Raw genomic sequence first — 26,728 nt, 5'->3', positions numbered from 1 at the left:
CACTCGTGGGCGCCTCCTTCCTCACCCCGGGACCGCCCCCGCACCAAGGCGGTGCCCCTCGGCGGTTCGCGGAGACGCAGAACGGCCCGGTCGGGGTCGACCGGGCCGTTCGTGGTGCTGGGGTGCGCTGCTTACGCGGCGGCCTTCGGGGCCGACGTGTCGGCCGGGAGGGCCTTCTTCGCGGTCTCGACGAGCGCGGCGAAGGTCGCGGGCTCGTTCACGGCCAGCTCGGCGAGGATGCGACGGTCGACCTCGACGCCCGCCAGGCCCAGGCCCTGGATGAGACGGTTGTAGGTGAGGCCGTTCGCGCGGCTCGCCGCGTTGATCCGCTGGATCCAGAGACGGCGGAAGTCGCCCTTCTTCTGGCGGCGGTCACGGTACGAGTAGACGAGCGAGTGGGTGACCTGCTCCTTCGCCTTGCGGTAGAGGCGCGACCGCTGACCGCGGTAGCCCTCGGCGCGCTCGAGGATGACCCGACGCTTCTTGTGGGCGTTGACAGCCCTCTTCACTCTTGCCATTAGTCGATTTTCCTTACGTGCGTGTCGGGGAGGAGCTCTACTTGCCGATCATCCGGCGGATGACCTTGGCATCCACCTCGGGAACGACCTGGTCCTGGTTCAGGCGGCGGGTGCGGCGGCTGGACTTGAGCTCCAGGTTGTGGCGCATGCCGGCCTGCTGCTTCATGACCTTGCCGCTGCCGGTGATCTTGAAGCGCTTCTTGGCGCCGGAGTGGGACTTCTGCTTGGGCATTACTTCTCCTCGTTCGTCGCCTGGGCGGGCGAACTCTCTTCGGACTGAGCAGCGTCGGCTGTCTCAGCAACCGCGTCCTGGTCGCGCCCCTGGGCGCGCGCCTTGGTAGCGGCACGTTGTGCGTTGGCCTCGGCCTTGGCCTCGGACTTGTTCTTCAGCGGGCTGATGATCATCACCATGTTGCGACCGTCGATGGTCGGGTTCGACTCGACCTGGCCGAGCTCGGCGACGTCCTCCGCGAAGCGCTGCAGGAGGCGGACGCCCTGCTCCGGACGCGACTGCTCGCGACCGCGGAAGAGGATCATGGCCTTGACCTTGTCGCCGGCCTTCAGGAAGCCTTCGGCGCGCTTGCGCTTGGTCTCGTAGTCGTGCTTGTCGATCTTGAGGCGGAACCGCACCTCTTTGAGGATGGTGTTCGCCTGGTTGCGCCGGGCCTCCTTGGCCTTCTGCGCAGCCTCGTACTTGAACTTGCCGTAGTCCATGATCTTCGCGACCGGCGGCTTGGAATTGGGCGCGACCTCGACCAGGTCGAGATCCGCCTCCTGCGCGAGTCGGATGGCGACCTCGATCTTGACGACGCCGACCTGCTCTCCGCTGGGGCCGACGAGTCGAACTTCGGGGACGCGGATACGGTCATTCGTACGGGGTTCGCTGATGTCAGTCTCCTCTGATGAGCGATGCTTCGAGTGCTCGGCCGTCGCGGGGACGGTTCGGAGAAAGTGAGGATTCCACGCACCAGCGCAGCCCCACGCCCGATTTTCCCGAAGGATTCGTCTCGCGGGGCTGGTGCAGCACCCTGGCTACCTCCGTGCTGACGCACGGCGGCGGAGTGCAACGACCCGGTAACCTGTAAAACGGTCAAGCGCGGGTGGGAGGAATCTCCACTTTCGTCCCGAGGCAGATGCCCCGGAGCCCGAACGATTCTAACAGAGGAAAGCAGTGAGCGACACATCCCCCATCCATGACGGTCACGCACACGAGGAGGAGGCCCTCGCCGGCGCCACCCGCGACATCGCCGAGGTGCCCGCGGTCGAGGTCATCACGACCACCGCCGTGCACCTGATGAGCGCCGCCGCGGTGAAGGTCGGACTGGCGGACGACCCGGAGCACCAGACGGACCTGGACGAGGCCCGCAAGCTGATCGACGCCCTCGCCGGACTGGTGACGGCGAGCGCCGCGCACCTCGGCGACCAGCACGCACGCAGCCTGCGCGACGGCTTGCGCTCGCTGCAGCTCGCGTTCCGCGAGGCGTCGCCGTTCCCGGACGAGATCGGCAAGGGGCCGGGCGAGAAGTACACCGGCCCGGTGAACTGAGAGGGCGGTGAACTGATGGACGCCGCCGCCGTGCGCGCGCTGGCCCTGGGTCTCCCGGAGGTCGAGGAGTACGAGCACGGCGGCCTCCCGGCGTTCCGGGTGCGGGGTGCGCGGTTCGCCACGATGCTCGACCCGGAGACCCTGACGGTCAACCTGATGCTCGGCGAGGCCGGCATCCGGGAGGCCGCGGCAGCCTGGCCCGAGCACTGCTCGGAGCGGTGGTTCGCGGGGCGGCTGTCGTCGGCGCAGGTCGACTTCAGCGACATCGAGCCGGGACTGCTGCGCGAGCTGGTCACCGACGCGTGGCGCAACCGGGCGCCGGTGTCGCTGCGGCGGCTGCTGGACTGACGCGCGCCGCGTCGCCAACGGAGGAGATCGCCCTCCCGGCCGCCGCCGATGTCACCTAACGGAGGACATCCCCGCCCTGTGGACCTTGGACTCCTCCGCTGCCGACCGCCGCGCGCGCACGTCGCGAACGGAGGAGATCCGGGGCGGAGGTGGCCCGAAGTCCTCCGGTGGCCGACATGGGGCGGGGTGACGGGCGGGGACTCCTCCGTTAGCCACTCAGGCTTCGGCGGCGGTGCGGGCGCGGTGACCGGTGTGGCCGAGTGAGGCGACCGCGATCGTGATCGCGGCCGAGAGCAGGACGCCCAGCGACACATGCACGAGCAGCGCGAGCGCGCCAGCGGCCGCCCCCGCGGTGATGAGCAGTACGGCGAGCGCGCGCCGCACCCAGAGCGAGCCGTTCCCGCCGGCCAGGCGGCTGTCGGCGGCGAGGCCGGTCAGCGTGGAGGTCACGACCACGGTGGTGACGTCGGCGACCTTGACGCGGCGGGCGAGGGCGGCCTGCATCCCCATCGCGAAGCCCAGCGCCGAGGTCGCGATGGTGCCCACCAGCTCCGGGTCGAGGTGCAGCGCGAACGCCAGCAGCACGGCGATCGCGGTCAGCAGGCCGGCGATCACCCACAGCGTCGCCGTCACGCGCCCCGACCAGCCGTCTTCGCGGCGGACGAGCCTGCTGCCGACCACGGCGCCCGCGAGGAACGCGCCGAGCGCCAGCAGCGGTCGGAGGATGGGGAGGTTCGTGGTCCCGGTCAGCGCCATCCCGAGCAGCACGACGTTGCCGGTCATGTTGCCAGTGAAGACCCGGTCGAGGCCGAGGTAGCCGGTGGCGTCGACGACGCCGGTCGAGAACGTGAGGGCGAGCATGAGGGCGAGGTGCAGCCGATCGGCGTCGGCGCGGCCCAGGCGGTGAGTGACGGACACGGAGGTCCACCCTATTCGAGACGGTTCGCGTCACGGTGCGGGATGGCGGCGGTGCAGGATGGAGACCATGACGTTCACCCCTCCCCCCGCCGTCACCTCCCGCCCGACCCTGACCGGCACGTTCGGCATGTCCGCCTCCACGCACTGGCTGGCGACGGCGAGCGCGCAGGCCGTCCTGGAGCGCGGCGGCAACGCGTTCGACGCCGCGGTCGCCGGCGCGTTCGTGCTGCACGTCGTGGAGCCGCACCTCAACGGGCCGGGCGGCGACCTGGTGGCGCTGTTCGCCACGGCGGAGGACCCGACCCCTGTCGTGCTCGCCGGCCAGGGTCCCGCGCCGGCGGGGGCGACGCGCGAGCACTACCTGGCCGAGGGGCTGGAGCTCGTCCCCGGCGCCGGCGCCCTCGCGGCGGCGGTGCCCGGCGCGGTCGACGCCTGGCTGCTGCTGCTGAAGGACCACGGCACCTGGGAGCTCGCCGACGTCCTCGCCTTCGCGATCGGCTACGCCGAGGACGGCCATCCCGTGCTGGAGCGGGTGTGCAGGACGATCAGCGCCGTGTCCGGGCTGTTCGCCGAGCACTGGCCCTCCTCGGCCGAGCGCTGGATGCCGGACGGGCGCGTCCCGGAGGCCGGCGAGCTGATCCGCAACCCGGCGTACGCGCGTGTCCTTCTCGGGCTGATCGCGGCCGGCGACGCCGCCTCGACCCGCGAGGAGCGGGTGGAGGCCGCCCGCACCGAGTGGGCGACCGGCCTGGTCGCGCGGGAGGCGTCGGCGTTCGCCGCCATCCCGCACCGGCACTCCCCCGGCACCGACCACGCGGGCGTGATCGCGGAGTCCGACTTCGCCGCGTTCCGCGCCGGATACGAGCCGGCGACGACGCTGGAGTTCCGCGGCCACACGATCGCGAAGACCGGCGCGTGGGGCCAGGGCCCCGCGCTGCTGGAGACGCTGGCGATCCTCGACGGCTTCGACGACGAGCGCCTCGACCCGTCCACGGAGCTGGGAGCGCACACGATCCTGGAGGCGCAGAAGCTCGCCTACGCCGACCGCGACGCCTACTTCGGCGACGCGAACGTGCCGGTGGCGGAGCTGCTAGCGCCGGGGTACATCGCCGCGCGTCGCGCACTGATCGGCGACCGGGCCTCCGCCGAGTTCCGGCCGGGCCGGGTGGCCGGCGCCGAGCCGTTCCTCCCGCCGCTACGCACCGCGTACGAGCCGCCGCTCGCGGAGGCCATCGCCGGCGTCGGCGAGCCGACCGTCGCGCGCGACGGGACCACCCGCGGCGACACCTGCCACCTCGACGTCGTGGACCGCTGGGGCAACATCGTCTCGGCGACGCCGTCCGGCGGCTGGCTGCAGTCGTCGCCGACCATCCCGGCGCTCGGCTTCTGCCTCGGCACCCGCCTGCAGATGACCTGGCTGGAGGAGGGCTCAGCCTCCACCCTGCAGCCCGGGAAGCGACCGCGGACGACGCTCACCCCCACACTGGTGCTGCGCGACGGCGTCCCGGTGACCGCGCTCGGCTCGCCCGGCGGCGACCAGCAGGACCAGTGGCAGCTGCTCTACCTGCTGCGCACTCTGGTCGGCGGCTACACACCCCAGCAGGCGATCGACGCGCCCGCGCTGCACACCACGTCGCTGGCGGAGTCGTTCTGGCCGCGCACCTGGGTTCCGGCGGGCGCCGTGGTGGAGTCGCGGCTCGGCGAGGAGGTCATCGCCGGGTTGGAGGCGCGCGGCCACGTCGTGACGCGGGCGGGCGCGTGGACGCTCGGCCGGCTGTCGTCGGTGGGGCGGGACCCGGAGACGGGCGTGCTGAGCGCCGCGGCGAATCCGCGCGGGATGCAGGGGTACGCGGCGGGGCGGTAGGCGGCTCTACGCGCTGGCCGCCGCCTCCCGCACCGCGTCCAGCGTGCGTCCGGCCTCCGCGCGGTCGGTGAGCCAGTTGCTGACCGAGAACCGCAGCACCGCCCTGCCGTGCCACTCGGACGGCGACGCCAGCGCGACCCCGCCCTGCCGCAGCGCCTCACCCACCCTGCGGGTGCGGTCGTCGTCGCCGAACGTGGCGCAGACCTGCGTGTACACGACGTCGTTGAGCACGCGCGCCCCCGGGATGGTCGCGAGGCCCTCGGCGATCGTCGTCGCCGCGTCGGCGAGGCCCTGGACGAGGTCGGCGACGCCTTCCCGGCCGAGCTGGGCCAGCGTCGCGTACACCGGTACTCCGCGCGCGCGGCGGCTGAGCTCCGGGACCCGGTCCTCGGGATCGGATGCGCCGGACATGGCAGCGAGGTAGGCCGCGTGCTGCGCCATCGAGGCGTGCAGCACCTCCGGGTGTGCGACGATCGCGACGCCGCTGTCGTACGGGACGTTGAGCGTCTTGTGCGCGTCGGTCGCCCAGGAGTCGGCGGACGCCATCCCCGCGGTGAGGTGGCGGAGGCCGGGCGCCGCCGCGGCCCACAGGCCGAACGCGCCGTCGATGTGCACCCACGCACCCGCCTCGTGCGCGACCTCGATCGCGTCGGCCAGCGGGTCGAACGCGCCGGAGTGCACGTTGCCCGCCTGGAGGCAGACGACCGCAGGACCATCACCCTCGGCGAGCGCCTCCCGGAGCGCGTCGACGCGGATGCGGCCCTGGTCGTCGGCGGCGACGGGGCGTCCGGCGCCGAGGCCGGCGAGCATCGCGGCGCTGTCGATCGAGCCGTGGCGCTCCGCGCCGACCAGCAGGCGCACCCGCGGGCCTCCGGCCAGGCCGTCCGCCCGGGCGTCCCAGCCGGCGCGCCGCAGCGTCTCGTCGCGGCCGCAGATCAATCCGACGAGGTTGGCGACGGTCGCCCCGGTGACGTAGCCGACCTCCGCTGCGGCGGGCAGGCCGAGGAGGTCGAGCATCCACTCGGCGGCGACCTCCTCGGCCGCGATCACGCCGGGGGTGACGGCGCGCAGGGCGGTGTTCTGGTCCCAGGCGGCGACCAGCCAGTCGGCGCCGAGGGCGACGGGCTGCGCGCCGCCGATCACCCAGCCGTGGAAGCGCGGCGAGTGCATCCGGATCAGACCGGGCTCGGCGGCCGCCGCCAGTTGCCGCAGCACCTCCGTGGCCGCCGGGCCGCGCTCGGGCAGCCGCCGGCCCAGCGCATCCTTCACCGCCTCGACGTCGGCGGTCGGCGGGATGGTCCCGTCGCGCACGCCGTCCAGCCATCGCCCCGCGAGCACGGCGGCTTCGCCGAGCACCGGGCGGAACGCATCGTCCACACGGGCAGGGTAGCCCTCCCGAGCCGGCGTGGACAACGGAGGAGATCGGGTGCGGGAAGGCGGCGTGGAGCAGTCAGCGGAGGAGATCGGGGTAGGGGTAGGCGGATCTCCTCCGTTAGCCGCAGGGTTGGACGGGAGGGGAGGGACGAGAGGGGTGGGGGTTACCAGAGGGGTGGGTGGCGGGTTGTCCAGGGGTGGCGGCGTTCGAGTTGGGCGGCGAGGGAGAGGAGGGTGCGCTCTCCGCCGGGGCGGCCGATGAGCTGTACGCCCATCGGGAGGCCGTCCTCCGTCTGCGCGACGGGCAGGACGATCGCGGGCAGGCCCGTGACGTTGAGCATCGAGGTGAACGGCGTGTAGAGCACCTGCTGCTCGAAGTTGCGTTCGCCGTCCTCCTGGTCGTACCAGCCGACCGGGCGCGGCGTGAGCGCGAGCGCCGGCGTCAGCACCGCGTCGAACGACGCGAGCTGCCGGATGAACGAGCGCTCGTACGCGGTCAGCGCGCTGAGCGCCTCGCTCAGCTCGCGGGCGAGGATGCTCCGGCCGCGCTGCACGAGCCACGCCGTCAGCGGCTCCAGCAGCGCGAGCGCCTCCCCCTCGGCGGGGATGCGCGCGGCGCCCGCCTGCCAGATCGTCCGGAACGCCGGAGCGTAGGTCGGGTCGGGCTCGAGCGCGGTCTCCTCGACGCCGTGTCCCATCGCGGCGAACGCCTCGACCGCCATCTCGAGCGCCGACCGGGCCTCCGGCGAGACCACGATGTCGTAGGCGTCGTCCCACGCGGAGGTCGTCATCACGCCGAGCTGGAACCGCCCCTCCCCGCGGATCGCCGTGCCGAGGAAGGGGCCGTCGTCGTCGTAGGGCGCCCGCAGCGCGTAGTGGTGGTCGATGCGGCCGCCGACCTTGGCGATCATCCCGTCGAGCAGCAGCGCGGCGTCCGCGGTGGTGCGCGCGAGCGGACCGGCGACGACGAGGCCAGCGAGCGACTCGATCCCGCTGCCCGCCGGCACCAGCCCGCGCGACGGCTTGAGCCCGACCAGCCCGCACGCGGCCGCGGGGATGCGCACCGACCCTCCACCGTCGGAGCCGGGTGCGAACGGCAGCATCCCGCTCGCCACCGCGACGGCCGCCCCTCCGCTGGACCCGCCGGCGCCGAGCTCCGGATTCCACGGGTTGCGGGCGGGCGGCGCCGCGAGCGACTCGGTGTAGGCGGGGAGGCCGAACTCGGGCGCGTTGGTCTTGCCCAGGCTCACGGCGCCCGCGGCGTCCAGGGTCTCCACGATCTCGTCGGAGCGGTCGGGGACGAAGCCCGCCATCACCCGCGATCCGAAGCCGGTCGGCACGCCGGCGCGCAGCCAGAGGTCTTTGTCACCGGACGGCAGGCCCCACAGCGGCGCGGTCTTCGGCACCCGCTCCGCGACCTCGTCTGCCCGCTCCAGTGCGCGCTCGCGGGTGACGGTGACGAACGCGCCGAGCCGCGGGTTCAGCCGCTCGATGCGGTCGAGGTAGTGGGAGGCCAGCTCCCGTGGCGACACCCGCCCCGCCTGCAGTTCCTGCCACAACGCCAGGGCCGTCATCTCATGGAGTTCCACGGGTCCACGGTATCCCTTGACAAAAGGCGTGCATTGTTGCTTACTTAGTTACATGACTAATGAACCCATGAGGTTCGGATGATCGAAGAAGGCAAGCCGATCTTCGTCCAGATCGCCGAGCAGATCGAGAACGACATCATCGAGGGCGTCTACCCGCCCGAGACGCAGGTGCCGTCCACGAACGAGTTCGCGGCCTTCTACCGGATCAACCCGGCCACGGCCGGCAAAGGCGTCAACCTCCTCGTCGACGAGGGGGTCCTCTACAAGAAACGAGGCATCGGCATGTTCGTCTCCGACGGCGCGCGCGAACGGCTCGTCGCCAAACGGCGCGACGCCTTCCGCGACGAATACCTCCGGCCCCTGCTCGCCGAGGCGGCGAAGCTCGGGATCGGCCCCGACCAGCTCAGCCGGATGATCCAGACGGAAGGAGTCAGCGCATGAGCCAGGCCCCCGCCCCGACCTCCATCGCCCCGGCGGTGCAGGTGTCGGGGGTGACCAAGCGGTTCGGATCGTTCACCGCGATCGACGACGTGTCGCTCACCATCAAGCCGGGCCGCATCCACGGCCTCCTCGGGCGCAACGGCGCGGGCAAGACCACGCTGATGCAGCTCATCACCGGCCAGGACTTCGTCTCGGGCGGCGACATCCGGGTGTTCGGCGAGAAGCCGACCGAGAACGCGCACGTCCTCCAGCACATCTGCTTCATCAAGGAGAGCCAGCGCTATCCGGAGGACTTCCAGCCCAAGCACGTCCTGCGCAGCGCGCCGTGGTTCTTCGAGAACTGGGATGCGGACTACGCCGACCGGCTCGTCGAGGAGTTCCGGCTCCCGCTGAACCGGCGGATCAAGAAGCTCTCCCGCGGGCAGCTCTCGGCCGTCGGCGTCATCGTCGGCCTGGCCTCCCGGGCCCCGCTGACCTTCTTCGACGAACCGTACCTCGGCCTGGACGCGGTCGCCCGGCAGCTCTTCTACGACCGGCTGCTGGAGGACTTCGCCGAGCACCCGCGCACGGTCGTGCTCTCCACGCACCTGATCGACGAGGTCGCCAACCTCCTCGAGCACGTCGTCGTCATCGACCAGGGCCGCATCCTGATGGACGACGACGCGGAGGCCCTGCGCACGTCGGCCACCACGGTAGTCGGCCCGCGCACCGCGGTCGACGCCTTCGTCGGCGGCCGCGAGGTGCTGCACCGCGACGGCATCGGCGGCCTCGCCTCCGTGACCGTCTCCGGGCTGGGCGCCGCCGAACGCGCCGAGGCCGTATCGGCGGGACTCGAGCTCGCGCCGGTGTCCCTCCAGCAACTCATCGTCCGCAAGACCGACGTCCGTGCGACAGAATTCGAGCAGAGCGCATGACCACCCTGAACCCCGGCACAGCAGCGCTGCGCACCACGCCCTCCGGCGCCCGCGTCTGGCGCGTCGTCCGGCTCAACCTGGTGAACAAGTGGACCACCATCTACGTGCCGGTGATGATCATGTTCTTCATCTGGCTGGTCAACTGGCTGATCTGGTGGATCATCTGGGGCGCGACGGCCCCGGCCGACCGCGCTACGGCGATGGAGGGCACCCAGTGGAGCGGAGGCGCGTTCTACATCTTCGTCTACATGCTGGTCGTGGGCATCCAGGTCATCTCCGCGACCTTCCCGTTCGCGCTCGGCTACAGCGTCACCCGCCGCGACTTCTCCCTCGGCTCCGGACTGACCTTCCTGTTGCTCTCCGCCGGGTACGCGCTCGGCTTCGCCGTGCTGTCGATGGTCGAGGAGTGGACGAACGGCTGGGGACTCGGCGGCCACCTGTTCACGTCGGTCTACTTCGCGGGCGAGTCGTTCGCGGGACGGCTGTTCATCGTGTTCAGCGGGATGCTGTTCTTCTTCGCGATCGGGGCGTTCTCGGCGGCGCTGTTCCTGCGCTGGCGGCTGTACGGGGTGCTCGCGGTGATCGCGGGCCTGGTGCTGGTGTTCGTCGGCGGGGCCGCCCTGATCACGTTCACCGGGAGCTGGGCCGCGGTCGGGGCGTGGTTCGTCACGAACGGGCCGGTCGGGGTCACGGCGTGGCTGATCCTCCCGACGGCGCTGTTCGCGCTGGCCGGGTTCGCGGTGCTCGGGAGGGCGACGCCGCGGAGCTGAGCACCGGACAGGGAGCCGGGCATGGACGTGGCCGGGAGCCCTGCTCCCGGCCACGATTTGTGCCATCGGCCTCACTCGGCCGACCCGCCACGCGGGCCGTCCGACGATGTCGTCGACGTCAGCCTAGGGCCGCGCCGAAGACGGCGGCATGATCCGCAGCAGACTCATAGCCGGCTCAGGACAGGTTCGCGATGACCTCGCGCGCGAGCTGCTCGAGCACGGCGGGCGACGCGTCGGAGAACTGCAGCCAGCTGTTCTTCACCTTCACATCCAGGTACGGGATCGGGCCGCCCGGTCCGCCCGGCAGGTCGAGCCGGAAGGTCGACAGGTACGCGTCGTCGCCGAGCCCCGGGACGGCCTGCACATCGCTCGTTCCCGGCACAGGCGTGCGCTTGATGTCGTCGTAGTAGCTCGCCCCTCCCGGTACGACGGCCATGCCGACGCCGGCCGTGCCGCCCTGGTCGCTGAACTGCGCCCAGTAGGAGCCGCTGAGCTGGGCGGAGGCGAGCCGGGTCGTCGTGTACTCGCCTCCCTCGGCCTTCGGCGAATCCACGGAGGAGACGCCGAGAACGGCGGCGATGCGCTCCGGCGGGAGGAAGCCGTCCGGCGAGGTGACCCCGCGCAGGCTCCCGCCCGCCGGCTGCCACAGCGGCGCGGGCGCACCCAGGCGGCCCACGACCGCGGTCGCGTCGTCGAAAACCTTGCGGACGGCGGCCTGGTCTAGCGTGGTGCGATCGGGGAGCCCCACGCTGCCGATCACCTGGTAGTCGCCCACGATCGCGCCGAATTCGCAGAACGTGGGAGTCTGGCCGGGATAGTCCGGGCAGCCGAAGTAGCGGTCGCCGTCGACCGTCACTCCTGCGATGTTCGCGAAGACGCCGAAGCGGTCGTTCGCACCGAGCGTCGGCAGGACTCCGACGAACACGTCAGGAGCGAACCAGGCCGAGGCTCCCGAAAGCTCCCCGCGATACTCGCAGGTCAGCGCCCCCGCTCGCAGGTCCCCGTACTGGACCGCGTTGCGCGTGTCGGGCGCCCACTCGCGAGGCTGGACTCCCGCGCCGGCAGCCGCCTTCGCCGACGCGGCCGGAAGCAGGGCGTCGCAGCTCGTCGCCACCCGCACGGTCGGCGCCGACGGGACGGTCGCCGTCGGGGTGGGCGTGCTGGGCCGGAGAGTCGGAGTCGGTCCGGCCGGGCTGGGCGCCGCGCACGAGGTGAGCAGTGTGACCGCGAGCAGTGCAGCCCCTGATGCACGAAGCACAGTGGAGGCGCGCAGAACCACCTTCATCGAATCCCCCGACTCGTCCACCGGGCGCACCGTCTGGTCGGGCGCCCGCGTGATCGAATCCTAGGGCCGCCGCAGAGTCCGCACCGCCTCGTATGCCCGAATCGTTATACGCCGTCCCGGCCGAGCTCCTGGAACACCGTCACCTGCAGGTCGGCCGGCGTCGCCAGCCGGGAGTTCAGCGAGTTCCACGGCGTCACGGTCGGCGGCGCGATCAGCTCGGCCCCGGCCTCCACCAACCGCGCAGTGACGGTGCGCCCGTCGTCCACCTCGAATGCCAGCCGGATGCGCGGCGCGACCGGGCGGCCGACCTCCACGTCGTCGATCATCGCCTTCTGCGCCGGGTTCGCGAGTTCGAGCGTCGCCCGTCCCGCGTCGAGGATCGCGACCTGCGCGCCGCCGTCACCGGAGTAGCTCGCCTGCTCGGGGAGCCCGAGGACATCGCGGAAGAACGCCAGCGCCTCGTCGTAGTCCTCGGCCTCCACCACGATGCGCAGCTGCCGCACCGGTGCTGCCTCGCCCATCAGCCGACGAACGCCGCGAGCGCGTCGTCGATGGTGCGCGCGGGCGACACCCACGCGAAGATCGCGCCGGGCCCGTCCGGGACGTAGCCGCCGTCCGCGCTGCGTGTGATGGTGCCCAGCGGCCTCCCACGGTCGGGTTCGGCGTCCTCGTCCTCGTAGGAGTGGTCGTAGACGGTGAACGCGTCGCCGTCCTCGTAGACGGACAGGTCTTCCAGCAGCGGCATCTCAGAACCTCCTGGTGAACGGCATGGGTTTGCGCATCCGGATGAGCAGCAGCAACGGCACCAGCACGTACGGACCGTTGTACAGCAGGAAGACGACCGGGTTCGGGGTGCGCTCCCCCACCGGCCCGAAGAACTCGACGCCGAAGATCGGGATGGCGGTCAGGCTGATGATCATGGTCGCGTAGATCACGCAGAACAGCTGGATCCAGTTGAAGCCTTTGACCAGGCACACGATCAGCAGGATGTAGAAGGGCAGGTAGACGAACGCGCTCGTGCCGGTGATGAACCGCAGCCACAGCGCCTCGTGCTGGTACAGCGGGTCGTACTGCGACGAGTAGGTGTAGTTCCACTGCGCGAGGATGTTCGTCGTCGTCGCCGTCTGCGGGATGCCGAGCGTCGGGATGGCGTCGCTGATGACGCAGGTCAGGCTGAACAGCGAGAACATCACGACGAAGAAGATGTCGACGGGGCGTCTGCGCAGCGGGAGGTTCGCGGGCGTCGCCGGGGCGGCGGAGGCGACCTCGCCGGGATGCGGGGTGGCGGTGGTCACGAACGACACCCTAGCGGCGGTGCAGCCCTACTTGAGCGATTTCTGCATCAGCACCGTGCCGAGCCAGCGCTCGAACTTGTAGCCGACGCGTCCCATCCGGCCGATCTCGGTGAAGCCGAAGTTCTCGTGCATCTTGATCGAGGCCTCCGCGCCCTTGTCGGCGATGACCGCGATCATCTCCTTCAGGCCGGCGGCCTTCGACCGGTCGATCAGCTCCTGCATCAGGATGGGGCCGAGTCCCTTGCCGGTGGAGGCCGCGCCCAGGTAGATCGAGTTCTCGACCGTGAAGCGGTAGGCGCGCTTCTGCTTCCACGGCGAGACGAGCGCGTAGCCGAGGATCTGCCCGGTCGGCGACTCGGCGACGATGAACGGCATCCCGAGCTTCTTCAGGTAGGCGAACTTGCTCTTCCACTCCTTCAGCGTCATGGCGTCCTCGTCGAAGGTCACGGTGCTGTTGGCCACGTAGTGGTTGTAGATCTCGCGTACGTCGGGCATGTCCTCCGGACGCGCCTCGCGGATGCTGTAGTCGAACGGCGTCTCGGACGGCTCCGGCTTGCGCAGGTGGCGCGGCAGCACCCGGCGTGTCTCGTATTCCTCTTCCAGCACCGTTCCAGGGTACGTCGTCGCGCGTTTCGCCCGCGTTACGGTTCCAGGGACCAGTCCACCGGCTGCTCCCCCGCCGCCTCCAGCAGCGCGTTCGCCCGGGAGAACGGTCGCGAGCCGAAGAAGCCGCGGGAGGCCGACAGCGGGCTCGGGTGCGGGGACTCGATGACCGGGTTGCCGCCGAGCATCGGCTTCAGGGTGGCGGCGTCCCGACCCCAGAGGATGCTGACGAACGGGCGTCCGCGGGCGGCGAGGGCGCGGATCGCGTGCTCGGTGACGGCCTCCCAGCCCGTGCCGCGGTGGGAGGCCGGCTCTCCCGGGCGCACGGTGAGCACCCGGTTGAGCAGCATCACGCCGTTCGCGGCCCAGGCACTGAGGTCGCCGTGCGGGGGCGGCACGACGCCGAGGTCGTCGCGCAGCTCGCGGTAGATGTTCTGGAGGCTGCGCGGGATCGGCCGGACGTGGCGCTCCACCGCGAAGGACAGGCCGATCGGGTGGCCCGGCGTCGGATAGGGGTCCTGACCCACGATCAGCACGCGCACGTCGGCGTAGGGCGCGCGGAACGCCCGCAGCACGTTGTCGCCGGCGGGCAGGTAGGGCCTCCCCGCCGCGACCTCCGCGCGCAGGAAGTCGCCCATCCCGGCGATCCGGTCGGCGACCGGGGCGAGCGCCTGCGCCCAGCCGGGGTCCATCGAGCCGTCGGCGGCGAGCTCGGCCAGATCCTTCGCCACGGCGCTCAGTGCGTGGAGGCCGTCACCGGCGGCAGCGCCGACCACGGGAACGTGATCCACCTGTCCGTGCGGCGCCAGACGAAGTCGGGCTCCAGCACCGTGCGCGGCTTCGAGTACAGGCACACCGTGCGCACGTCGGCGCCGGAGGCAGCGATCAGGTCGACGACCATCGCGAGGGTGCGGCCGGAGTCGGAGACGTCGTCCACGAGCAGCACGCGCTTGGACTCCAGCGCGGACGAGTCGAGCATCGGCGGCAGGACGACGGGCTCGGGCAGCCGGGTGTCGACGCCGGTGTAGAACTCGACGTTGAGGGCGCCGCAGGCCTTGATGCCGAGGGCGTAGGAGACGGCGCCGGCGAGCAGGAGGCCGCCGCGCGCGATGGCCACGACCAGGTCGGGTTCGAAGCCGGATTCGACCACCTCGCCGGCCAGGTGTCGGGCGGCGTCGCCGAACTCGAGCCAGCCCAGCACCTCCCGCTCCGTCTCTTCGAGGACGTCTGCACCTGAATCGTCGAGTTCGCTGGCCACGCCTCTACCGTACAAGGGCACGGCGGGTGTTAGCATCCGCGCATGACATCGGAGAAGACGGTCGCCCAGCGTCGGGCGACCACCGCGATCGGCGCGACCGCCGCGCTGATCGGCTGGCTCGCACTGGTCGAGCTCACCAGCGGCATCCTGCAGGGCTACTACGTGCCGCTGATCTCCGACATCGTCAAGCATCTGGGCATCCACGACGCCGACTACAACTGGTTCGAGGCCGCCCAGCTCCTGCTCTCCGCCCTCGTCGTTCCGGTGCTCGCGAAGCTCGGCGACATGTTCGGGCACAAGCGGATTCTGCTGGTCGCGACCGTGCTCACCGCGCTGTCGAGCTGGGCGCTCGCGTTCTCGCACGACTTCACGACCTACCTCATCGCGTTCGCGCTGCAGGGCTTCTACGTGGTCTGGCTGCCGCTGGAGATCGCGCTCATCTTCGACCGCGGCCGGCGCACCGATACCGCCGCGTCGCGCACCCGGCGGGCGGCCGGCCTGCTCGTGGTGGCCCTGGAGTTCGGCGCCATCGTCGGCGCGATCGGCGCCGGGCTGCTGTTCGACGCGTTCGGCCAGAACGTGACGACCACGCTGATGGTGCCCGCCGTGGCGGTCACCCTCGTGTTCTTCGCCATCCTGTTCGGCGTCCCGGAGTCGGAGCCGGTGCGCGGCCGCACCCTGGACGGTGTCGGCTTCGTGCTGCTCACGCTCGCGCTGCTGCTCATCACCTCCGGCCTGACCTTCCTACGGATCAACGGCGTCGGCACCTGGTGGGTCTGGGCGCTGATCGTCCTGGGCGTGCTCGCCTTCATCCCGTTCGGGCGTTGGGAGCTCAAGCAGAAGGACCCGGCGATCGACCTGCGCGTGCTGCGGCAGCCGAACATGTGGCCGGTGCAGCTCACCGCCGGCCTCATCGGGATCAGCCTCCTCGGCGCGCAGGCCCCGCTCAGCACGTACGCCGGCACCGACCCGGTCAACGGGTACGGCCTGGGGCTGAGCGCCGGCCAGCGCAGCATCCTGATCGGCGCCTACCTGATCTCGATGATCGTCGGCGCGGTGCTCTTCCCGGTGGTGTCGTCGTGGCTGAGCCCGCGCGTGACGCTCATCGGCGCGTCCTTCCTGGTGGCCATCGGGTACCTGCTGTTCCTGCCGTTCCACCTGGAGACCTGGCAGGTGTTCACCAACATGGCGATCGCGGGCATCGGCTCCGGAGCGCTGGTCGGCGCCCTCCCCGCCGCCGCGGCGGCAGCCGCTCCGCGCGGCCAGACCGGCGTCGCCACCGCGATGACGAACACGACCAAGACGATCGGCGGCTCGGTCGCCTCCGCCGTCTTCGGCGTCGTGCTGCTCACGGGAGCGGCGACCGTGACGGCCACTGCCGCGAGCCTGTTCGGCTACATGCTGGTCTGGACCATCTGCGGACTCGGCGCACTGGTCGCGGCGGTGCTGCTGTTCTTCGTGCCGCGCCTGGCCTTCGCCGATGCGGAGGCGACCATCGCCGCGGATTCGACGGTGAACACAGGGGCCACGATCGGCTAGGGTTCGCGAACGAGGGGGAATCATGGACGCTCAACTACCGCCGCAGGTCGGCGAGGCACTCACCCTGTTCCTGCTCGAACAGCGCCGCCGCGCGCCGGGCCTGGTCAGCCGGGCGGTCGTGACCGGCTCCGCCGCGACCGGCGACTGGTACGACGGCGTCAGCGACATCGACGTGGTGTTCGTCGTCACGCGCGACCCGGTCGACGACCTCCCGGCTCTCGCACCCCTGCATGCGGAGTCCTCGCCGCACATCGACGGCGTCTACCTCACCGAGTCGGAGATCGCGCGCGGTCCGGATCAGGTGGAGACCGCGCCGCAGGTGGTGGAGGGCGTGCTGGTCAGCGCCCTCGCCGGGGGCCAGCTCAACTGGGCGACCTGGCTGGAGCTGGAGGACGGTGTGCAGGGGGTCGTGGACGGCGGCGACGTGATCTGGACGCCGACCGCCGACCGGCACCCGGACACGGCGGCGCGGGTGGGCGCCCGCTCGCGCACCGACCTCATCGAGTTCTGGGGGCCGGTCGGCGACAGCGCGGAGGCCGAGCTCGCCGACCGCGAGCCGGACGACCCGGTGCGGTCGGAGACGGTGCGCTGGCTCGCCCTCAGCCCGATCCGGCTGGTGGAGACGATGGAGTCCGGCCGCATCCTGTCGAAGACCGACGCCGCCCGCAGCGCGTCCGAGCGCTGGCCGGAGCACGCGGACCTGCTGGACCGCGCCGTGCGCGACCGCGCCGGCGAGCATCAGACGTTCGTCACCGCGGACGCGCGCGAGGCCATCGCCCTCCTGCGGCAGTGCGTGGCCCTCGCCACCCACCCATAAGCACCCCACACACGACCGAGGGGCACGTCGTTGTCACTTTTCGGGCGGAAAAGTGACAACGACGTGCCCCTCGGCGGTGGAGGGTCCGCGGGTTAGACGCGGGCGGCGTCGGCGACGGCTCGGGCGGCGGCGAGGCCGGCCGACAGGTCGGCCTTCAGGTCGTCGATGTTCTCCAGGCCGACCGAGAGGCGCACCAGGCCCGGCGTGACGCCCGCGGTGAGCTGCTGCTCCGGGGTGAGCTGGGAGTGCGTGGTCGAGGCCGGGTGGATGACCAGGCTGCGCACGTCGCCGATGTTGGCGAGGTGGCTGAACAGCGTCAGGTTGTCGACGAGGGCCGCACCCGCGTCCACGCCGCCCTTGAGCTCGAACGACAGCACGGCGCCGACGCCCTTCGGGGCGTACCGGTTGGCCGCGGCGTACCACGGGCTGGTCGGAAGGCCCGAGTAGTTCACCGTGGCCACGTCCGGGTGGGCCTCCAGGAACTCCGCGATCTCCTGCGCGTTCTGGGTGTGCCGCTCGACGCGCAGCGAGAGCGTCTCGATGCCCTGGATGAGCTGCCAGGCGCTCGCGGGTGCGATCGCCGCACCGAAGTCGCGCAGCAGTTGGACGCGGGCCTTGATGATGTAGGCCAGGCCGTCGCCGACCGCTGCCGTGTAGACGGCGCCGTGGTACGACGGGTCCGGCTGGGTCAGGCCAGGGAACTTCTCGGCGTTCTTCGACCACTCGAAGCTGCCGCCGTCCACGACGACGCCGCCGATGACCGTGCCGTGGCCGCCGAGGAACTTGGTGGCCGAGTGCACGATGATGTCGGCGCCGTGCTCGAACGGACGGATCAGGTACGGGGTCGCGATCGTGTTGTCCACGATCAGCGGGACGCCGGACTCGTGCGCCACCTCGGCGACGAGCTCGATGTCGAGGATGTTGATCTTCGGGTTGCCGATGGTCTCGGCGAAGAACAGCTTGGTGTTCGGCCGGACCGCGCGGCGCCACTCCTCGGCGTCGTCCTGATTCTCCACGAAGGTGGTCTCGATGCCGAGCTTCGCGAGCGTGTACTTGAACAGGTTGTAGGTGCCGCCGTAGATCGAGCTGGAGGACACGATGTGGTCGCCGGCCTGCGCGATGTTCAGCACCGCGAAGGTCTCCGCCGCCTGGCCCGACGCGACGAGGAGGGCGCCGGTGCCCCCTTCGAGCGCGGCGACGCGCTCCTCGACGACCGCCTGGGTGGGGTTCTGGATGCGCGTGTAGATGTTGCCGAACTCGGCGAGCGCGAACAGGTTCTTGGCGTGCTGGGCGTTGTTGAAGACGTAGGAGGTCGTCTGGTAGATCGGGGTCGCGCGCGCGTTGGTCACGGGGTCCGGCGCGGCGCCGCTGTGGATCTGCTTGGTCTCGAACTGCCAGTCGGCGGCGTCGGTCATGGCGTGAGCTCCTTGTTCGGGTGATGGCCTGCGGGTGGGTGGCACCGTTCGGTGGTCGCTCACACGCTAGACTCGCGGCCGCGCACGGGCAACGTGCCCGAAACATGCCGTAACCCGTGAGAATAGGCAGCATGAGCAACAGACGTGTGGTCGTGACCGGAGCGAGCTCGGGGATCGGTGCGGCGACGGTCCGCCTGTTCCGCGAGCGGGGCTGGGAGGTCGTCGGCGTCGCCCGGCGGCAGGAGCGCCTGGACGCGCTCGCGGCGGAGACCGGCGCCGAGGTGTTCGCCGCCGACCTGACCCGCCAGGAGGACGTGGACGCGCTGCGCGACCACCTCGCCGCGACCGGCCCCATCCACGCCCTCGTCAACAACGCGGGCGGCGCCAAGGGGCTCGACTCGGTGGAGGCCTCCAGCGTGGACGACTGGGTGTGGATGTACGAGATCAACGTCATCGGCACCAAGCGCGTGATCAGCGCCCTCCTCCCGCTGCTGCGCGACGGCGCCAGGGAGACCGGCCACGCCGACATCCTCAACCTGACCTCCATCGCCGGCCTCAACGCGTACGTCGGCGGCGGCGGGTACAACGCGGCCAAGTTCGCCGAGCACGCCCTCACCGAGGTGCTGCGCCTGGAGCTGAACGGCGAGCCGATCCGCGTCGTGGAGGTCGCGCCGGGCATGGTCGCGACCGAGGAGTTCTCGCTGGTCCGCTTCGACGGCGACCGGGCGCGCCGCGACGCCGTCTACGAGGACGTGCCGGAGCCGCTGACCGCGGAGGACGTCGCCGGGACGATCGTGCACGCGCTCGAACTGCCTCGGCATGTGGACCTCGACCTGATCGTGGTGAAGCCGGTGGCGCAGGCGGCGTCGTACCGGTTCGCCAAGGGCGAGCTGGCGGTCAAGGACTGACGATGGCGGACGACGCGAAGCGCAGGCGCTGGGAGTCGGCCACGGTGTGGCCGGGCGTCGTCGCGAGCGTCGTCTTCCTGGTCGCGTACTCGTGGACGGTGCTCGAGCCGCAGATGGGCCGGCCGCTCTACGGCGTGCTGGTCTCGCTCCTCGCCCTGATCTGGGTGGGGTTCCTCGTGGACTACGTCGTGCGCTTCGTCCTCGCGGAGGACAAGCGCCGGTTCGTGCGGCACAACGTCGTCGACCTGCTGTCGGTGCTCATCCCGGTCGCCCGGCCGTTCCGGCTGATCGGCGATCTGTTCCGCATCCCGAGCCTGCGTGGCGGGAGCGGGAGCCACCTGCGCCGACGCATCGTCATCGTCGCGGGCACTTTCGTGGTGATGTTCATCTATGTCATCTCGCTCGCCGAGTACCAGGTCGAGCGCTACGCCCCCGGGTCCAACATCCACTCGTTCGGCGACTCGCTCTGGTGGGCGTGCGTGACGATGGCGACCGTCGGCTACGGCGACTACTACCCGGTGACGGTGGCGGGGCGCCTGCTGGCGATCGTGCTCATGATCGGCGGCGTCGCGATCGTCGGCACCGCGAGCGCCACGATCGTCAACTACCTGAACGATCAGACCCAGCAGGCCAGGGAGCGCCGGGCGCGGGAGCACGAGCGGGCGGACAGGCCGAGGCCCGTGGAGGACCCCGGCCCGCGCGACGGCGAGGACGGCTGACGGCGGCTCAGCGTTCGGCGGGCGTGGGCTCGTCCCCCGGGCCGGCTCCTGCCAGCGCTGCGCCGGTCAGCGAACCCAGCACGGCGCCGAGATCGATCCCGGTCAGGTCCTTCACGACCTTCGGCACCTCGCTCGTCACCTGGCCGATGGTCTTGGTGACCGCCGACGCGCCCTCCGTGCTGATGACGGTCAGCGAGTCGATGTTGCCGAGCGGCTCCGCGACGGCCCGCGTGATCTCCGGGAGGCGGTCGATGATCTCGGAAGCCAGCCCGGCCTCGCCGAACTTGCGCAGGGCCTCCGCCTTCGCATCGGTCGCCCTGGCCTCGGCCATGCCCTCCGCCTCGATCGCGGCCGCGCGAGCCTCGCCGTCGGCGCGCACGCCCGCTGCGAGGGCGATCTGCCTGTCGCGCTCCGCGTCACCCGCGAGCCGGACGGCCTCCGCCGCCGCCTGAGCGTCCTGCACCGCGGCGACCTTGTTCGCCTCCGCGATGGTGCGCCGCTTGAAGGCGTCCGCCTCGGTCGCGGCGTTCGCGGCGTCGCGCTCGGCCTGGGCGCGCTGCACGGTCGCGTAGGCGTCGGCCTCGGCCGGCTTGCGCACCTCGATGTCCAGGCGCTCCTGCTCGACCTTGGCCTTCTCGGCGAGCGCGTCGCGCTCCTGCGCCGCGACGATCCGGTCCTGCTCCGCTGTCGCGAGCTGACCCGCCGCCTGGGCCTCGGCGTTCGCGCGGTCCGTCTCCGCCTTGATCGACGCCTGCTTGAGGCTGAGCGCCTTCTGCCGCTCCGCGATCTGCTCCGCCGCCTCGATCCGGGCGAACTCACTGGCCTGGGCGGTCTCGACCTCCCTGATCTCGGCGTTCTGCTTCGCCAGCGCCGCCTCCGCACGTCCGAGGTCGGCGAGGTAGTTGGTGCCGGGGGTGGAGATCTCGGAGATGTTGAGCAGGTCGACCTGGAGGCCCTGCTCGGCGAGGTCGACCTTCGTCGCCTCGACGACCGCCTCGGACAGCGCGTTGCGGTTCGAGATGATCTCCGTCACCGGCATGTTGCCGATGATCGACCGCAGCGAGCCCTCCAGCGACTGCTGGATGATCTCGGTCAGCGAGCTCTGCTGCGACAGGAAGCGCTGGGCTGCGCGCCGGACGCCCTCCGGCGTTCCGGACACCTTGAAGTTGACACTGGCCTGGATCGCCAGCTTGATGAAGTTGGCGTCGACGCCCTCCACCACGATCCCGATCTGGCGCTGCTCCAGTGAGATCGGGAAGCCCTGCTGCAGGATCGGCCAGATGAACACCCGGCCGCCGATCACCACTCGTTGACCACCGTCCGGCTCGCCCGCGCCTGGGCGACGCCCGGCGCCGCGGCCGACGATGACGAGCGCCTCGTTGGGCGCGACGCGCCGGATGCGGCCGGCGATGAACAGGAAGACGGCGAGCACGGCGACGAGGATCGCGCCGCCCGCGATGATCCCGATGAGGGAGGAGTCCACGGTCAGTCCTTTCGGTGGAGTGAGGGGTCCCGGTGGAGGGAGTTGTCGAGGGGTTCGACGCGGACGCGCGGGCCGCTCGCCGCGACGACGCGGATCGGGGCGCCGCTCGGGATGTCGACGTCGCTGGTGGCGAGCCGCGCCTCGACCTCGTACGGGCCGTCCAAGCTCACCTCGCCGCCCGCCCTGGTGATCGTCGTGCGTGCGACACCGGTCATTCCGGCCGGGTCGCTCGGGACGCCGTCCTCGCTGCGCACGAAGCGGCGGACGAGGAGCTGCACGCCCGTGAGCGTGACGACGCCAGCGACCGCGGCGATCAGATAGGCGACGCCGGCCGGCCAGCCGTTGGCGAGCGCGAGCACTCCCGAGGCGCCGAACAGCGTGAGCCCGGCCCCGAGTCCGGTGCCGGACAGCGCGCCGTCGAGGAGGTCCAGGAACTCGCCGAAGAGCATCGAGACGAGCAGGACGACGAGCCCGGCGATGCCGATGGCGATGAAGACGAGCACGGACTCCTCCCTCTCTGTCGGGCCGCATTGTCTGCCGCGTTACATTCCGCATCTGACATTGTGCCAGAGATCCGGGAACACTCTCGCGCCGTAACACTGCACCGCACCCTCCCCCGCTCCGCAAGAATGGGGCGCATGGAGTGGCAGACCTCGGCGGACACGGCACCCTCGAGCTTCATCACGGAGGCTCAGGCGCGGTCGCTGCTCGGCAAGCCCGCGGCCAGCGGCGCGTGGAAGGAGTCCGACCCCGCCGGGGCGCGGTCGTTCGCCGGGATCGGCGCGTTCGCGTTCGAGAGCGGCGAGAGCCTCCCGTTCGTCCGGGTCGCCTACGAGACCTGGGGCGAGCTCAACGCGGCGCGCGACAACGCGGTGCTCGTGCTGCACGCGCTGACCGGCGACAGCCACGCGGTCGGCGCCCCCGGTCCCGGCCATCCGACGCCCGGCTGGTGGCAGGGCATCATCGGGCCGGGCAAGGCGATCGACACCGACCGCTGGTTCGTCGTCGTGCCGAACATGCTCGGCGGCTGCCAGGGCACCACCGGCCCCGCCTCGATCGCGCCGGACGGCGCCGAGTGGGGTCCGCGCTTCCCGTTCACGACCATCCGCGACCAGGTGAACGCGCAGGCCGCGTTCGCCGACACCCTCGGCGTCGACCGCTGGGCCGCCGTCGTCGGCGGGTCGATGGGCGGCATGCAGGCGCTGGAGTGGGCTGTGACGTTCCCGGAGCGCGTCGAGCGGCTCGCGGTCATCGCTGCTCCCCCGTTCTCCACCGCCGACCAGATCGCGCTCAACTCGGTGCAGATCGAGGCGGTGCGCACCGACCCGCTGTTCCACGGCGGCTACTACTACGACGAGAAGGACGGCGAGGGCCCGCACCGCGGCCTCGCGCTCGCCCGCCGGATGGCGCTGCTCAACTACCGCAGCCCGTCCGAGCTGAACGAGCGGTTCGAGCGCGCGTGGCAGAGCGGGATCAGCCCGCTCGGGGGCGGCGGCCGGTTCGCGGTGGAGTCGTACCTCGACTTCCACGGCAACAAGTTCACCCGGCGTTTCGACGCGAACAGCTATCTGACCCTCGTCGAGGCGATGAATTCTCACGATGTCGGCCGCGGTCGCGGCGGACTCGCGGCCGCGCTCTCACGCGTGAAATCACGCACTCTGGTGGTCGGCATCGACAGTGACCGGCTCTTCCCGCTGGAGGGTCAGCAGCTCATCGCCTCCCACCTCCCGGAGACGATCGACGGTAGGCTTCCGGTGGTGATCCGCTCCGACTTCGGTCACGACGGATTCCTGATCGAGGACGACGCCGTCAGCGAGCAGCTCAGGAGGCTGTTCGCGGCGTAGAGGGGAACGGAGGGGCATGTCGCGCATCCAGAAGGAGCGTGATCGGCTGCTCGCCACCACCGCCCGCACCGTCGGCCTCACCGCCACGGCGACGACGGTGCTCACCCTGAGCGTCCCCGGTACCATCCCGCTGCCCCTCTACTTCGCGTCCCTCGTCCTGCTGGCCTGCATGGGCGTCGCCCAGTTCCAGTTCGTCGCCCTCAACCGGCTCACGGTCTGGATGTGCGTGACGGTGGTCGCGGGCCTCGGGCTCATGCTCCTGCACCTGCTCCCCCGGACCGACCTCGGCCCGTCCGCGGTGACCACCATCGGCGTCGTCGCCGCGGTCGGCATCTCGAGCGTCGCGGTGGTCGCGCCGACCTCCCGCGCCCGCACGGTGCTGGCCGCCGTCGCCGGCGCCGCGACCATCGGCGCGACGGTGCTGACCCTGCTGGCCACCGGATCGATGCTGACCGAGATCCTGATCTTCATCGCCGCCGGCTGGATCGCCCTGACCGCGACCGGCATCTGGCTCTCGCGCGCCGTGCCCCGCACCCTCAAGCGCATCGCGACCATGAGCCGGGCCTACCGGGTCGAGCGCCAGGCGAGCGAGACGGAGGCCCGCCGCCGCCAGGGCGCGCGCCTGCTGCACGACACGGTGCTCGCCACACTCACGCTGCTGGCCCACTCCGGCGTCGGCGTCGGCGTCGGCGCGCTGCGCGAGCAGGCCGCGGAGGACGCGGCGCTGCTCCGCCAGCTCCGTCTCGGCTTCACCCCCGACCCGGCCCGCTCCGGCGACTACCGGCTCAAACCTGTGGAGGAGTCCACCCTCGGCAACACGCTCGAGTCGGTCAAGCAGCGCTTCCGCCGGATGGGGCTGGAGGTCAACTGGCACGGCGCCGGCCAGGTGCTGCTGCCCAGCGACGTGCTCGACTCGTTCCTGCTGGCGCTCGGCGAGTGCCTGGAGAACGTGCGCAGGCACTCCGGGGTCCTCGAGGCGCATGTGACCATCACCGACGACGAGACCACCGTGCGCGCGATGGTCACCGACGCGGGCAAGGGCTTCGACGTCGCGAGCATCGAGGAGGGCAGGCTCGGCTTCACCGAGTCGATCGTCGCCCGGCTGCGCGACGTCGGCGGCAACGCCCGGCTGTTCTCGTCGCCGGGCAGCGGGACCACCGTGGTGCTGGAGGTGCCGAAGTGACCAGGAACGATCGCACCATCCCGATCTCCCGCGGGCTCCTGGGCGGCCGTGTGCCCGGCGCGCCGAAGCCCGGCACGTCCGGCACCGCCAAGCTGGGGGCCGCGTCGCTCCCGCGCGGCAGGCAGGAGCGCGACGCCCTCGGGCGGGCGCGGCTCGACCTGGGCTTCAACGTCGCCGCCATCGCGCTGATCGCCTTCCTGTTCGCGATCATGGTCCTCACGGCGCCGTACTACCCGGCCCTGCCGTTCAGCATCGGCGCGTGGGCCGTGCTGATCGCCACCCTGGTGACCGCGCTCGTCCTCCGCTTCCGGCTGCCCGACCTGCTGCCGGACTGGCTGTTCGGCACCGCGCTCGTGCTGTGGGCGGCGGTGGTGGTGCTCGACGTCCTCGGCACGGCGTCCCCGACGGACTGGCTCCCGCTCACCGCGGCGGCCGCGGTCGGGCCTGCGCTGCTGCTGTGCGTGCCGGTGCGGCCGGCGCGCGACATCCTCGTCGCGACGGCGGTGCTCGGGGTGGCGCTGGCCGTCGTCCTGCTGCTGCGGTCGTTCCACGACATCCAGATGCTCGGGCCCGGCATCGCGACCGTCGCGATCGCCGTCGCCCCTCCGCTCGTCGGCGTGGAGATCGTCCGCTCGCTCAGCACCCTGGTCCAGCTGGAGCTGGACCTCGTGCAGGCGCAGAGCACGGTGTCCTCCCCCGGCTACGCGGTCGGGATGATGGCCTCGGAGGAGCTCGCCCGGCTCGACCTCGCGGCCGAGCGGCTGCTCGACGGCGTCGCGACCGGCCGCACCGCCCTCCCGCTCGACGAGTCGACAGCGGACCAGGCGGCCTCGATCGCCACCGAGCTCCGCCTGCACCTGATCCAGGGCCGCAAGGAGACCTGGTTGTACCACGCGGTCACGGAGTCCGCCCTGCTCGGCCCGACCGTCACCCTCAGCGACCCGGACGGCCTCGCCGCCGGCCTCACCCGCGACCAGCGCGACGGCCTCCTCACCGCGGTCTGGCTGATCATCAGCGACCCGGTGCGCTCCGGCGCCGGCCAGACCCGCAGCCTCACCCTCGACATCGTGCGCGCCGCCGGGCCACAGGTCGCCGCCGGGTCGGCCGTGGCCACCGGTGCCACAATGGGGATCGTTATCACGACCACCGGTGTGCCGCGAAACGGGGTAGACCCCGCGGCGTGGCAAGCTATCCGTAAGGTGGGGCGTCACGCCGAGTCGTTCAGCGACTCGGCGTTGCGGATCGAGATCACCACCGTGAGCGACACGACGGCCGAACTGACCTGACCCAGCCGGCCAACCAGGAAGACCGGTCACACCGGAAGAAAGGGCTGCTCATGAGCGAGACTCCCCCCATCAGGATCGCCATCGTCGACGATCACAAGATGCTCCTCGGCGCACTCACCGAGTGGATCAGGGGCGCGGCCGACGACATCAGCATGGTCGCCGCGGTCGCGAGCTGGCCGGAGCTGCTGACCCACCCCGAGTTCCCGGTGGACGTCGTGCTGCTCGACCTCGACCTCAAGGACAACATCCCGATCTCGCTGAAGCTGTCGACGCTGAAGACGACGGGCGTCCGCACCGTGCTGATGAGCACGTACTCCGAGCCGGCCGTCGTGCGCGAGGCGCTGGCCGCCGGCGCCCTCGGCTACCTCGTGAAGAGCGAGGACGCCGAGATGATCGTGGAGGCCATCCGCGCCGCCAGCAAGGGCGAGTCCTTCATCTCCGCCGAGCTCGACCTCGCGCTCAACGCGGGCGAGCTGGGCGGCGCGCCCAAGCTGAGCGCGCAGGAGCGCCGCGTCATGGCGCTGTACGGCGCGGGCGAGCCGGTGAAGGCCGTGGCGTTCCAGCTCGGCATCTCGGACGAGACCGCCAAGAGCTACCTCAAGCGCATCCGCGAGAAGTACCGCGTGGCCGGCTACGACGTGGGCACCAAGGTCGCCCTGCGCAAGCGCGCCATCCAGGACGGCATCCTCCTCCAGAACGACTGACGCCCCGCGTCATCCAGCTGACAGGACACGCCGTCTCGCGCTGCGCGCAGGCGGCGTGTTCTGTCAGTTCGTTTGGTTGTAACGTGATTGAAACGTCACAGTCGAAA

At 71.3% G+C, this 26,728-nt stretch carries 30 protein-coding genes; 14 read left to right on the top strand and 16 right to left on the bottom strand.

Going from position 1 to position 26,728, the window contains the following annotated elements; all coding sequences use genetic code 11:
- Positions 1-131 precede the first annotated feature (131 nt).
- From rplT to infC, 3 genes are read right to left on the bottom strand one after another with little or no spacing between them, the layout of a single operon-like run.
- Positions 132-518 carry a 50S ribosomal protein L20 gene (gene rplT / locus ACFRFH_RS14745; protein WP_382463742.1) on the bottom strand — a complete coding sequence of 129 codons (387 nt, stop codon included), beginning with the start codon at positions 516-518 and terminating at the stop codon, positions 132-134.
- Positions 519-555: 37 nt separating this feature from the next.
- Positions 556-750, bottom strand: coding sequence for a 50S ribosomal protein L35 (gene rpmI / locus ACFRFH_RS14740; protein ID WP_185278178.1), 195 nt, complete (start codon positions 748-750; stop codon positions 556-558).
- Positions 750-1,406 carry a translation initiation factor IF-3 gene (gene infC / locus ACFRFH_RS14735; protein WP_382463847.1) on the bottom strand — a complete coding sequence of 219 codons (657 nt, stop codon included), beginning with the start codon at positions 1,404-1,406 and terminating at the stop codon, positions 750-752. The genes rpmI and infC overlap by 1 nt, the downstream gene beginning before the upstream one ends.
- Before the next feature lie 283 nt (positions 1,407-1,689).
- Between infC and ACFRFH_RS14730 the strand changes: the two genes are divergently transcribed.
- Both ACFRFH_RS14730 and ACFRFH_RS14725 read left to right on the top strand, forming a co-directional pair.
- Positions 1,690-2,064, top strand: coding sequence for a DUF1844 domain-containing protein (locus ACFRFH_RS14730; RefSeq protein WP_382463741.1), 375 nt, complete (start codon positions 1,690-1,692; stop codon positions 2,062-2,064).
- 15 nt (positions 2,065-2,079) lie between these two features.
- Positions 2,080-2,412 (top strand): hypothetical protein, encoded by a 333-nt coding sequence (locus ACFRFH_RS14725; protein ID WP_382463740.1) that lies wholly within the window; start codon positions 2,080-2,082, stop codon positions 2,410-2,412.
- 216 nt (positions 2,413-2,628) lie between these two features.
- On the opposite strand, the gene ACFRFH_RS14720 is transcribed toward ACFRFH_RS14725, so the two are convergent.
- The gene (locus ACFRFH_RS14720) at positions 2,629-3,330 is read right to left on the bottom strand and encodes a YoaK family protein (RefSeq protein ID WP_382463739.1); all 702 of its coding nucleotides are present in this window, start codon (positions 3,328-3,330) and stop codon (positions 2,629-2,631) included.
- Positions 3,331-3,397: 67 nt separating this feature from the next.
- On the opposite strand from ACFRFH_RS14720, the gene ACFRFH_RS14715 reads away from it, so the two are divergent.
- Positions 3,398-5,194 carry a gamma-glutamyltransferase family protein gene (locus tag ACFRFH_RS14715; protein WP_382463738.1) on the top strand — a complete coding sequence of 599 codons (1,797 nt, stop codon included), beginning with the start codon at positions 3,398-3,400 and terminating at the stop codon, positions 5,192-5,194.
- A gap of 6 nt (positions 5,195-5,200) precedes the next feature.
- Here ACFRFH_RS14715 and ACFRFH_RS14710 read toward each other — a convergent pair whose 3' ends face one another.
- Positions 5,201-6,571 (bottom strand): pyridoxal phosphate-dependent decarboxylase family protein, encoded by a 1,371-nt coding sequence (locus ACFRFH_RS14710; protein WP_382463737.1) that lies wholly within the window; start codon positions 6,569-6,571, stop codon positions 5,201-5,203.
- Between the two features lie 161 nt (positions 6,572-6,732).
- The gene (locus ACFRFH_RS14705; protein WP_382463846.1) at positions 6,733-8,142 is read right to left on the bottom strand and encodes an amidase; all 1,410 of its coding nucleotides are present in this window, start codon (positions 8,140-8,142) and stop codon (positions 6,733-6,735) included.
- Between the two features lie 93 nt (positions 8,143-8,235).
- On the opposite strand from ACFRFH_RS14705, the gene ACFRFH_RS14700 reads away from it, so the two are divergent.
- From ACFRFH_RS14700 to ACFRFH_RS14690, 3 genes are read left to right on the top strand one after another with little or no spacing between them, the layout of a single operon-like run.
- Positions 8,236-8,598 carry a GntR family transcriptional regulator gene (locus ACFRFH_RS14700; protein WP_382463736.1) on the top strand — a complete coding sequence of 121 codons (363 nt, stop codon included), beginning with the start codon at positions 8,236-8,238 and terminating at the stop codon, positions 8,596-8,598.
- Entirely contained in the window at positions 8,595-9,512 is a 918-nt protein-coding gene (locus ACFRFH_RS14695; protein WP_382463735.1) for an ABC transporter ATP-binding protein, read from the top strand. Before ACFRFH_RS14700 ends, ACFRFH_RS14695 begins: the two co-directional genes overlap by 4 nt.
- Entirely contained in the window at positions 9,509-10,282 is a 774-nt protein-coding gene (locus tag ACFRFH_RS14690; protein ID WP_382463734.1) for a hypothetical protein, read from the top strand. The genes ACFRFH_RS14695 and ACFRFH_RS14690 overlap by 4 nt, the downstream gene beginning before the upstream one ends.
- A 175-nt stretch (positions 10,283-10,457) precedes the next feature.
- Here the strand turns inward: ACFRFH_RS14690 and ACFRFH_RS14685 are convergent, their stop codons facing one another.
- From ACFRFH_RS14685 to ACFRFH_RS14655, 7 genes are all read right to left on the bottom strand, one after another.
- Entirely contained in the window at positions 10,458-11,567 is a 1,110-nt protein-coding gene (locus ACFRFH_RS14685; protein WP_382463733.1) for a hypothetical protein, read from the bottom strand.
- A 104-nt stretch (positions 11,568-11,671) separates the two neighbouring features.
- The gene (locus ACFRFH_RS14680; RefSeq protein WP_382463732.1) at positions 11,672-12,088 is read right to left on the bottom strand and encodes a VOC family protein; all 417 of its coding nucleotides are present in this window, start codon (positions 12,086-12,088) and stop codon (positions 11,672-11,674) included.
- Positions 12,088-12,312, bottom strand: a complete 225-nt coding sequence (locus ACFRFH_RS14675) for a hypothetical protein (RefSeq protein WP_382463731.1) — start codon at positions 12,310-12,312, stop codon at positions 12,088-12,090. Before ACFRFH_RS14675 ends, ACFRFH_RS14680 begins: the two co-directional genes overlap by 1 nt.
- A 1-nt stretch (position 12,313) precedes the next feature.
- Positions 12,314-12,862, bottom strand: a complete 549-nt coding sequence (locus ACFRFH_RS14670) for a DUF2781 domain-containing protein (RefSeq protein WP_382460689.1) — start codon at positions 12,860-12,862, stop codon at positions 12,314-12,316.
- A 27-nt stretch (positions 12,863-12,889) separates the two neighbouring features.
- The gene (locus ACFRFH_RS14665) at positions 12,890-13,468 is read right to left on the bottom strand and encodes a GNAT family N-acetyltransferase (protein WP_382463730.1); all 579 of its coding nucleotides are present in this window, start codon (positions 13,466-13,468) and stop codon (positions 12,890-12,892) included.
- Positions 13,469-13,503: 35 nt separating this feature from the next.
- Positions 13,504-14,196: a uracil-DNA glycosylase gene (locus ACFRFH_RS14660; RefSeq protein WP_382463845.1), complete on the bottom strand. Its 693-nt coding sequence runs from the start codon at positions 14,194-14,196 to the stop codon at positions 13,504-13,506.
- A 5-nt stretch (positions 14,197-14,201) separates the two neighbouring features.
- Positions 14,202-14,723, bottom strand: coding sequence for a phosphoribosyltransferase (locus ACFRFH_RS14655; RefSeq protein WP_382463729.1), 522 nt, complete (start codon positions 14,721-14,723; stop codon positions 14,202-14,204).
- A 42-nt stretch (positions 14,724-14,765) separates the two neighbouring features.
- Here ACFRFH_RS14655 and ACFRFH_RS14650 point away from each other — a divergent pair, with 42 nt between their 5' ends.
- Both ACFRFH_RS14650 and ACFRFH_RS14645 read left to right on the top strand, forming a co-directional pair.
- Positions 14,766-16,262 carry an MFS transporter gene (locus ACFRFH_RS14650; protein WP_382463728.1) on the top strand — a complete coding sequence of 499 codons (1,497 nt, stop codon included), beginning with the start codon at positions 14,766-14,768 and terminating at the stop codon, positions 16,260-16,262.
- A gap of 22 nt (positions 16,263-16,284) precedes the next feature.
- On the top strand, positions 16,285-17,079 hold the full coding sequence (locus tag ACFRFH_RS14645) for a nucleotidyltransferase domain-containing protein (protein WP_382463727.1): 795 nt from the start codon (positions 16,285-16,287) through the stop codon (positions 17,077-17,079).
- 92 nt (positions 17,080-17,171) lie between these two features.
- Here ACFRFH_RS14645 and ACFRFH_RS14640 read toward each other — a convergent pair whose 3' ends face one another.
- The gene (locus ACFRFH_RS14640) at positions 17,172-18,494 is read right to left on the bottom strand and encodes a bifunctional o-acetylhomoserine/o-acetylserine sulfhydrylase (RefSeq protein ID WP_382463726.1); all 1,323 of its coding nucleotides are present in this window, start codon (positions 18,492-18,494) and stop codon (positions 17,172-17,174) included.
- Between the two features lie 131 nt (positions 18,495-18,625).
- Here ACFRFH_RS14640 and ACFRFH_RS14635 point away from each other — a divergent pair, with 131 nt between their 5' ends.
- Together ACFRFH_RS14635 and ACFRFH_RS14630 are read left to right on the top strand one after the other, a co-directional pair.
- Complete coding sequence (locus ACFRFH_RS14635; RefSeq protein ID WP_382463725.1) at positions 18,626-19,402, top strand: SDR family oxidoreductase; 777 nt, start codon at positions 18,626-18,628, stop codon at positions 19,400-19,402.
- 2 nt (positions 19,403-19,404) lie between these two features.
- Positions 19,405-20,121 carry a potassium channel family protein gene (locus tag ACFRFH_RS14630; RefSeq protein ID WP_382463724.1) on the top strand — a complete coding sequence of 239 codons (717 nt, stop codon included), beginning with the start codon at positions 19,405-19,407 and terminating at the stop codon, positions 20,119-20,121.
- A 7-nt stretch (positions 20,122-20,128) separates the two neighbouring features.
- Here ACFRFH_RS14630 and ACFRFH_RS14625 read toward each other — a convergent pair whose 3' ends face one another.
- Together ACFRFH_RS14625 and ACFRFH_RS14620 are read right to left on the bottom strand one after the other, a co-directional pair.
- A complete protein-coding gene (locus tag ACFRFH_RS14625) occupies positions 20,129-21,604 on the bottom strand; it encodes a flotillin family protein (RefSeq protein ID WP_382463723.1) in 1,476 nt (491 codons plus the stop codon).
- A 2-nt stretch (positions 21,605-21,606) separates the two neighbouring features.
- Positions 21,607-22,107, bottom strand: a complete 501-nt coding sequence (locus ACFRFH_RS14620; protein ID WP_382463722.1) for an NfeD family protein — start codon at positions 22,105-22,107, stop codon at positions 21,607-21,609.
- Positions 22,108-22,242: 135 nt separating this feature from the next.
- On the opposite strand from ACFRFH_RS14620, the gene ACFRFH_RS14615 reads away from it, so the two are divergent.
- The 4 genes from ACFRFH_RS14615 to ACFRFH_RS14600 are packed head-to-tail and all read left to right on the top strand — an operon-like array spanning position 22,243 to position 26,621.
- Complete coding sequence (locus tag ACFRFH_RS14615; RefSeq protein ID WP_382463721.1) at positions 22,243-23,448, top strand: homoserine O-acetyltransferase; 1,206 nt, start codon at positions 22,243-22,245, stop codon at positions 23,446-23,448.
- A gap of 16 nt (positions 23,449-23,464) precedes the next feature.
- Positions 23,465-24,631: a sensor histidine kinase gene (locus ACFRFH_RS14610; RefSeq protein ID WP_382463720.1), complete on the top strand. Its 1,167-nt coding sequence runs from the start codon at positions 23,465-23,467 to the stop codon at positions 24,629-24,631.
- On the top strand, positions 24,628-25,917 hold the full coding sequence (locus tag ACFRFH_RS14605; protein ID WP_382463719.1) for a hypothetical protein: 1,290 nt from the start codon (positions 24,628-24,630) through the stop codon (positions 25,915-25,917). The genes ACFRFH_RS14610 and ACFRFH_RS14605 overlap by 4 nt, the downstream gene beginning before the upstream one ends.
- 50 nt (positions 25,918-25,967) lie before the next feature.
- A complete protein-coding gene (locus tag ACFRFH_RS14600) occupies positions 25,968-26,621 on the top strand; it encodes a response regulator transcription factor (RefSeq protein ID WP_345836675.1) in 654 nt (217 codons plus the stop codon).
- Positions 26,622-26,728: the final 107 nt, after the last annotated feature.

The sequence above is a fragment of the Leifsonia sp. NPDC056824 genome (assembly GCF_042789575.1).
Taxonomy (GTDB): Bacteria; Actinomycetota; Actinomycetes; order Actinomycetales; family Microbacteriaceae; genus Leifsonia.
The sequence above is the reverse complement of the archived record's forward strand: the minus strand, read 5'-3'. Positions and strand labels throughout refer to the sequence as shown.

What these genes read in the sequence shown, in the direction of transcription:
- ACFRFH_RS14615 (WP_382463721.1), top strand. Translation starts at nt 22,243, where the DNA reads ATGGAGTGGCAGACCTCGGCGGACACGGCACCCTCGAGCTTCATCACG.
- ACFRFH_RS14635 (WP_382463725.1), top strand. Translation starts at nt 18,626, where the DNA reads ATGAGCAACAGACGTGTGGTCGTGACCGGAGCGAGCTCGGGGATCGGT.
- ACFRFH_RS14600 (WP_345836675.1), top strand. Translation starts at nt 25,968, where the DNA reads ATGAGCGAGACTCCCCCCATCAGGATCGCCATCGTCGACGATCACAAG.
- rplT (WP_382463742.1), bottom strand. Translation starts at nt 518, where the DNA reads ATGGCAAGAGTGAAGAGGGCTGTCAACGCCCACAAGAAGCGTCGGGTC.
- ACFRFH_RS14645 (WP_382463727.1), top strand. Translation starts at nt 16,285, where the DNA reads ATGGACGCTCAACTACCGCCGCAGGTCGGCGAGGCACTCACCCTGTTC.
- ACFRFH_RS14640 (WP_382463726.1), bottom strand. Translation starts at nt 18,494, where the DNA reads ATGACCGACGCCGCCGACTGGCAGTTCGAGACCAAGCAGATCCACAGC.
- ACFRFH_RS14705 (WP_382463846.1), bottom strand. Translation starts at nt 8,142, where the DNA reads ATGACGGCCCTGGCGTTGTGGCAGGAACTGCAGGCGGGGCGGGTGTCG.
- ACFRFH_RS14685 (WP_382463733.1), bottom strand. Translation starts at nt 11,567, where the DNA reads ATGAAGGTGGTTCTGCGCGCCTCCACTGTGCTTCGTGCATCAGGGGCT.
- ACFRFH_RS14715 (WP_382463738.1), top strand. Translation starts at nt 3,398, where the DNA reads ATGACGTTCACCCCTCCCCCCGCCGTCACCTCCCGCCCGACCCTGACC.
- ACFRFH_RS14680 (WP_382463732.1), bottom strand. Translation starts at nt 12,088, where the DNA reads ATGGGCGAGGCAGCACCGGTGCGGCAGCTGCGCATCGTGGTGGAGGCC.
- rpmI (WP_185278178.1), bottom strand. Translation starts at nt 750, where the DNA reads ATGCCCAAGCAGAAGTCCCACTCCGGCGCCAAGAAGCGCTTCAAGATC.
- ACFRFH_RS14700 (WP_382463736.1), top strand. Translation starts at nt 8,236, where the DNA reads ATGATCGAAGAAGGCAAGCCGATCTTCGTCCAGATCGCCGAGCAGATC.
- ACFRFH_RS14695 (WP_382463735.1), top strand. Translation starts at nt 8,595, where the DNA reads ATGAGCCAGGCCCCCGCCCCGACCTCCATCGCCCCGGCGGTGCAGGTG.
- ACFRFH_RS14675 (WP_382463731.1), bottom strand. Translation starts at nt 12,312, where the DNA reads ATGCCGCTGCTGGAAGACCTGTCCGTCTACGAGGACGGCGACGCGTTC.
- ACFRFH_RS14630 (WP_382463724.1), top strand. Translation starts at nt 19,405, where the DNA reads ATGGCGGACGACGCGAAGCGCAGGCGCTGGGAGTCGGCCACGGTGTGG.
- ACFRFH_RS14725 (WP_382463740.1), top strand. Translation starts at nt 2,080, where the DNA reads ATGGACGCCGCCGCCGTGCGCGCGCTGGCCCTGGGTCTCCCGGAGGTC.
- ACFRFH_RS14650 (WP_382463728.1), top strand. Translation starts at nt 14,766, where the DNA reads ATGACATCGGAGAAGACGGTCGCCCAGCGTCGGGCGACCACCGCGATC.
- ACFRFH_RS14610 (WP_382463720.1), top strand. Translation starts at nt 23,465, where the DNA reads ATGTCGCGCATCCAGAAGGAGCGTGATCGGCTGCTCGCCACCACCGCC.
- ACFRFH_RS14690 (WP_382463734.1), top strand. Translation starts at nt 9,509, where the DNA reads ATGACCACCCTGAACCCCGGCACAGCAGCGCTGCGCACCACGCCCTCC.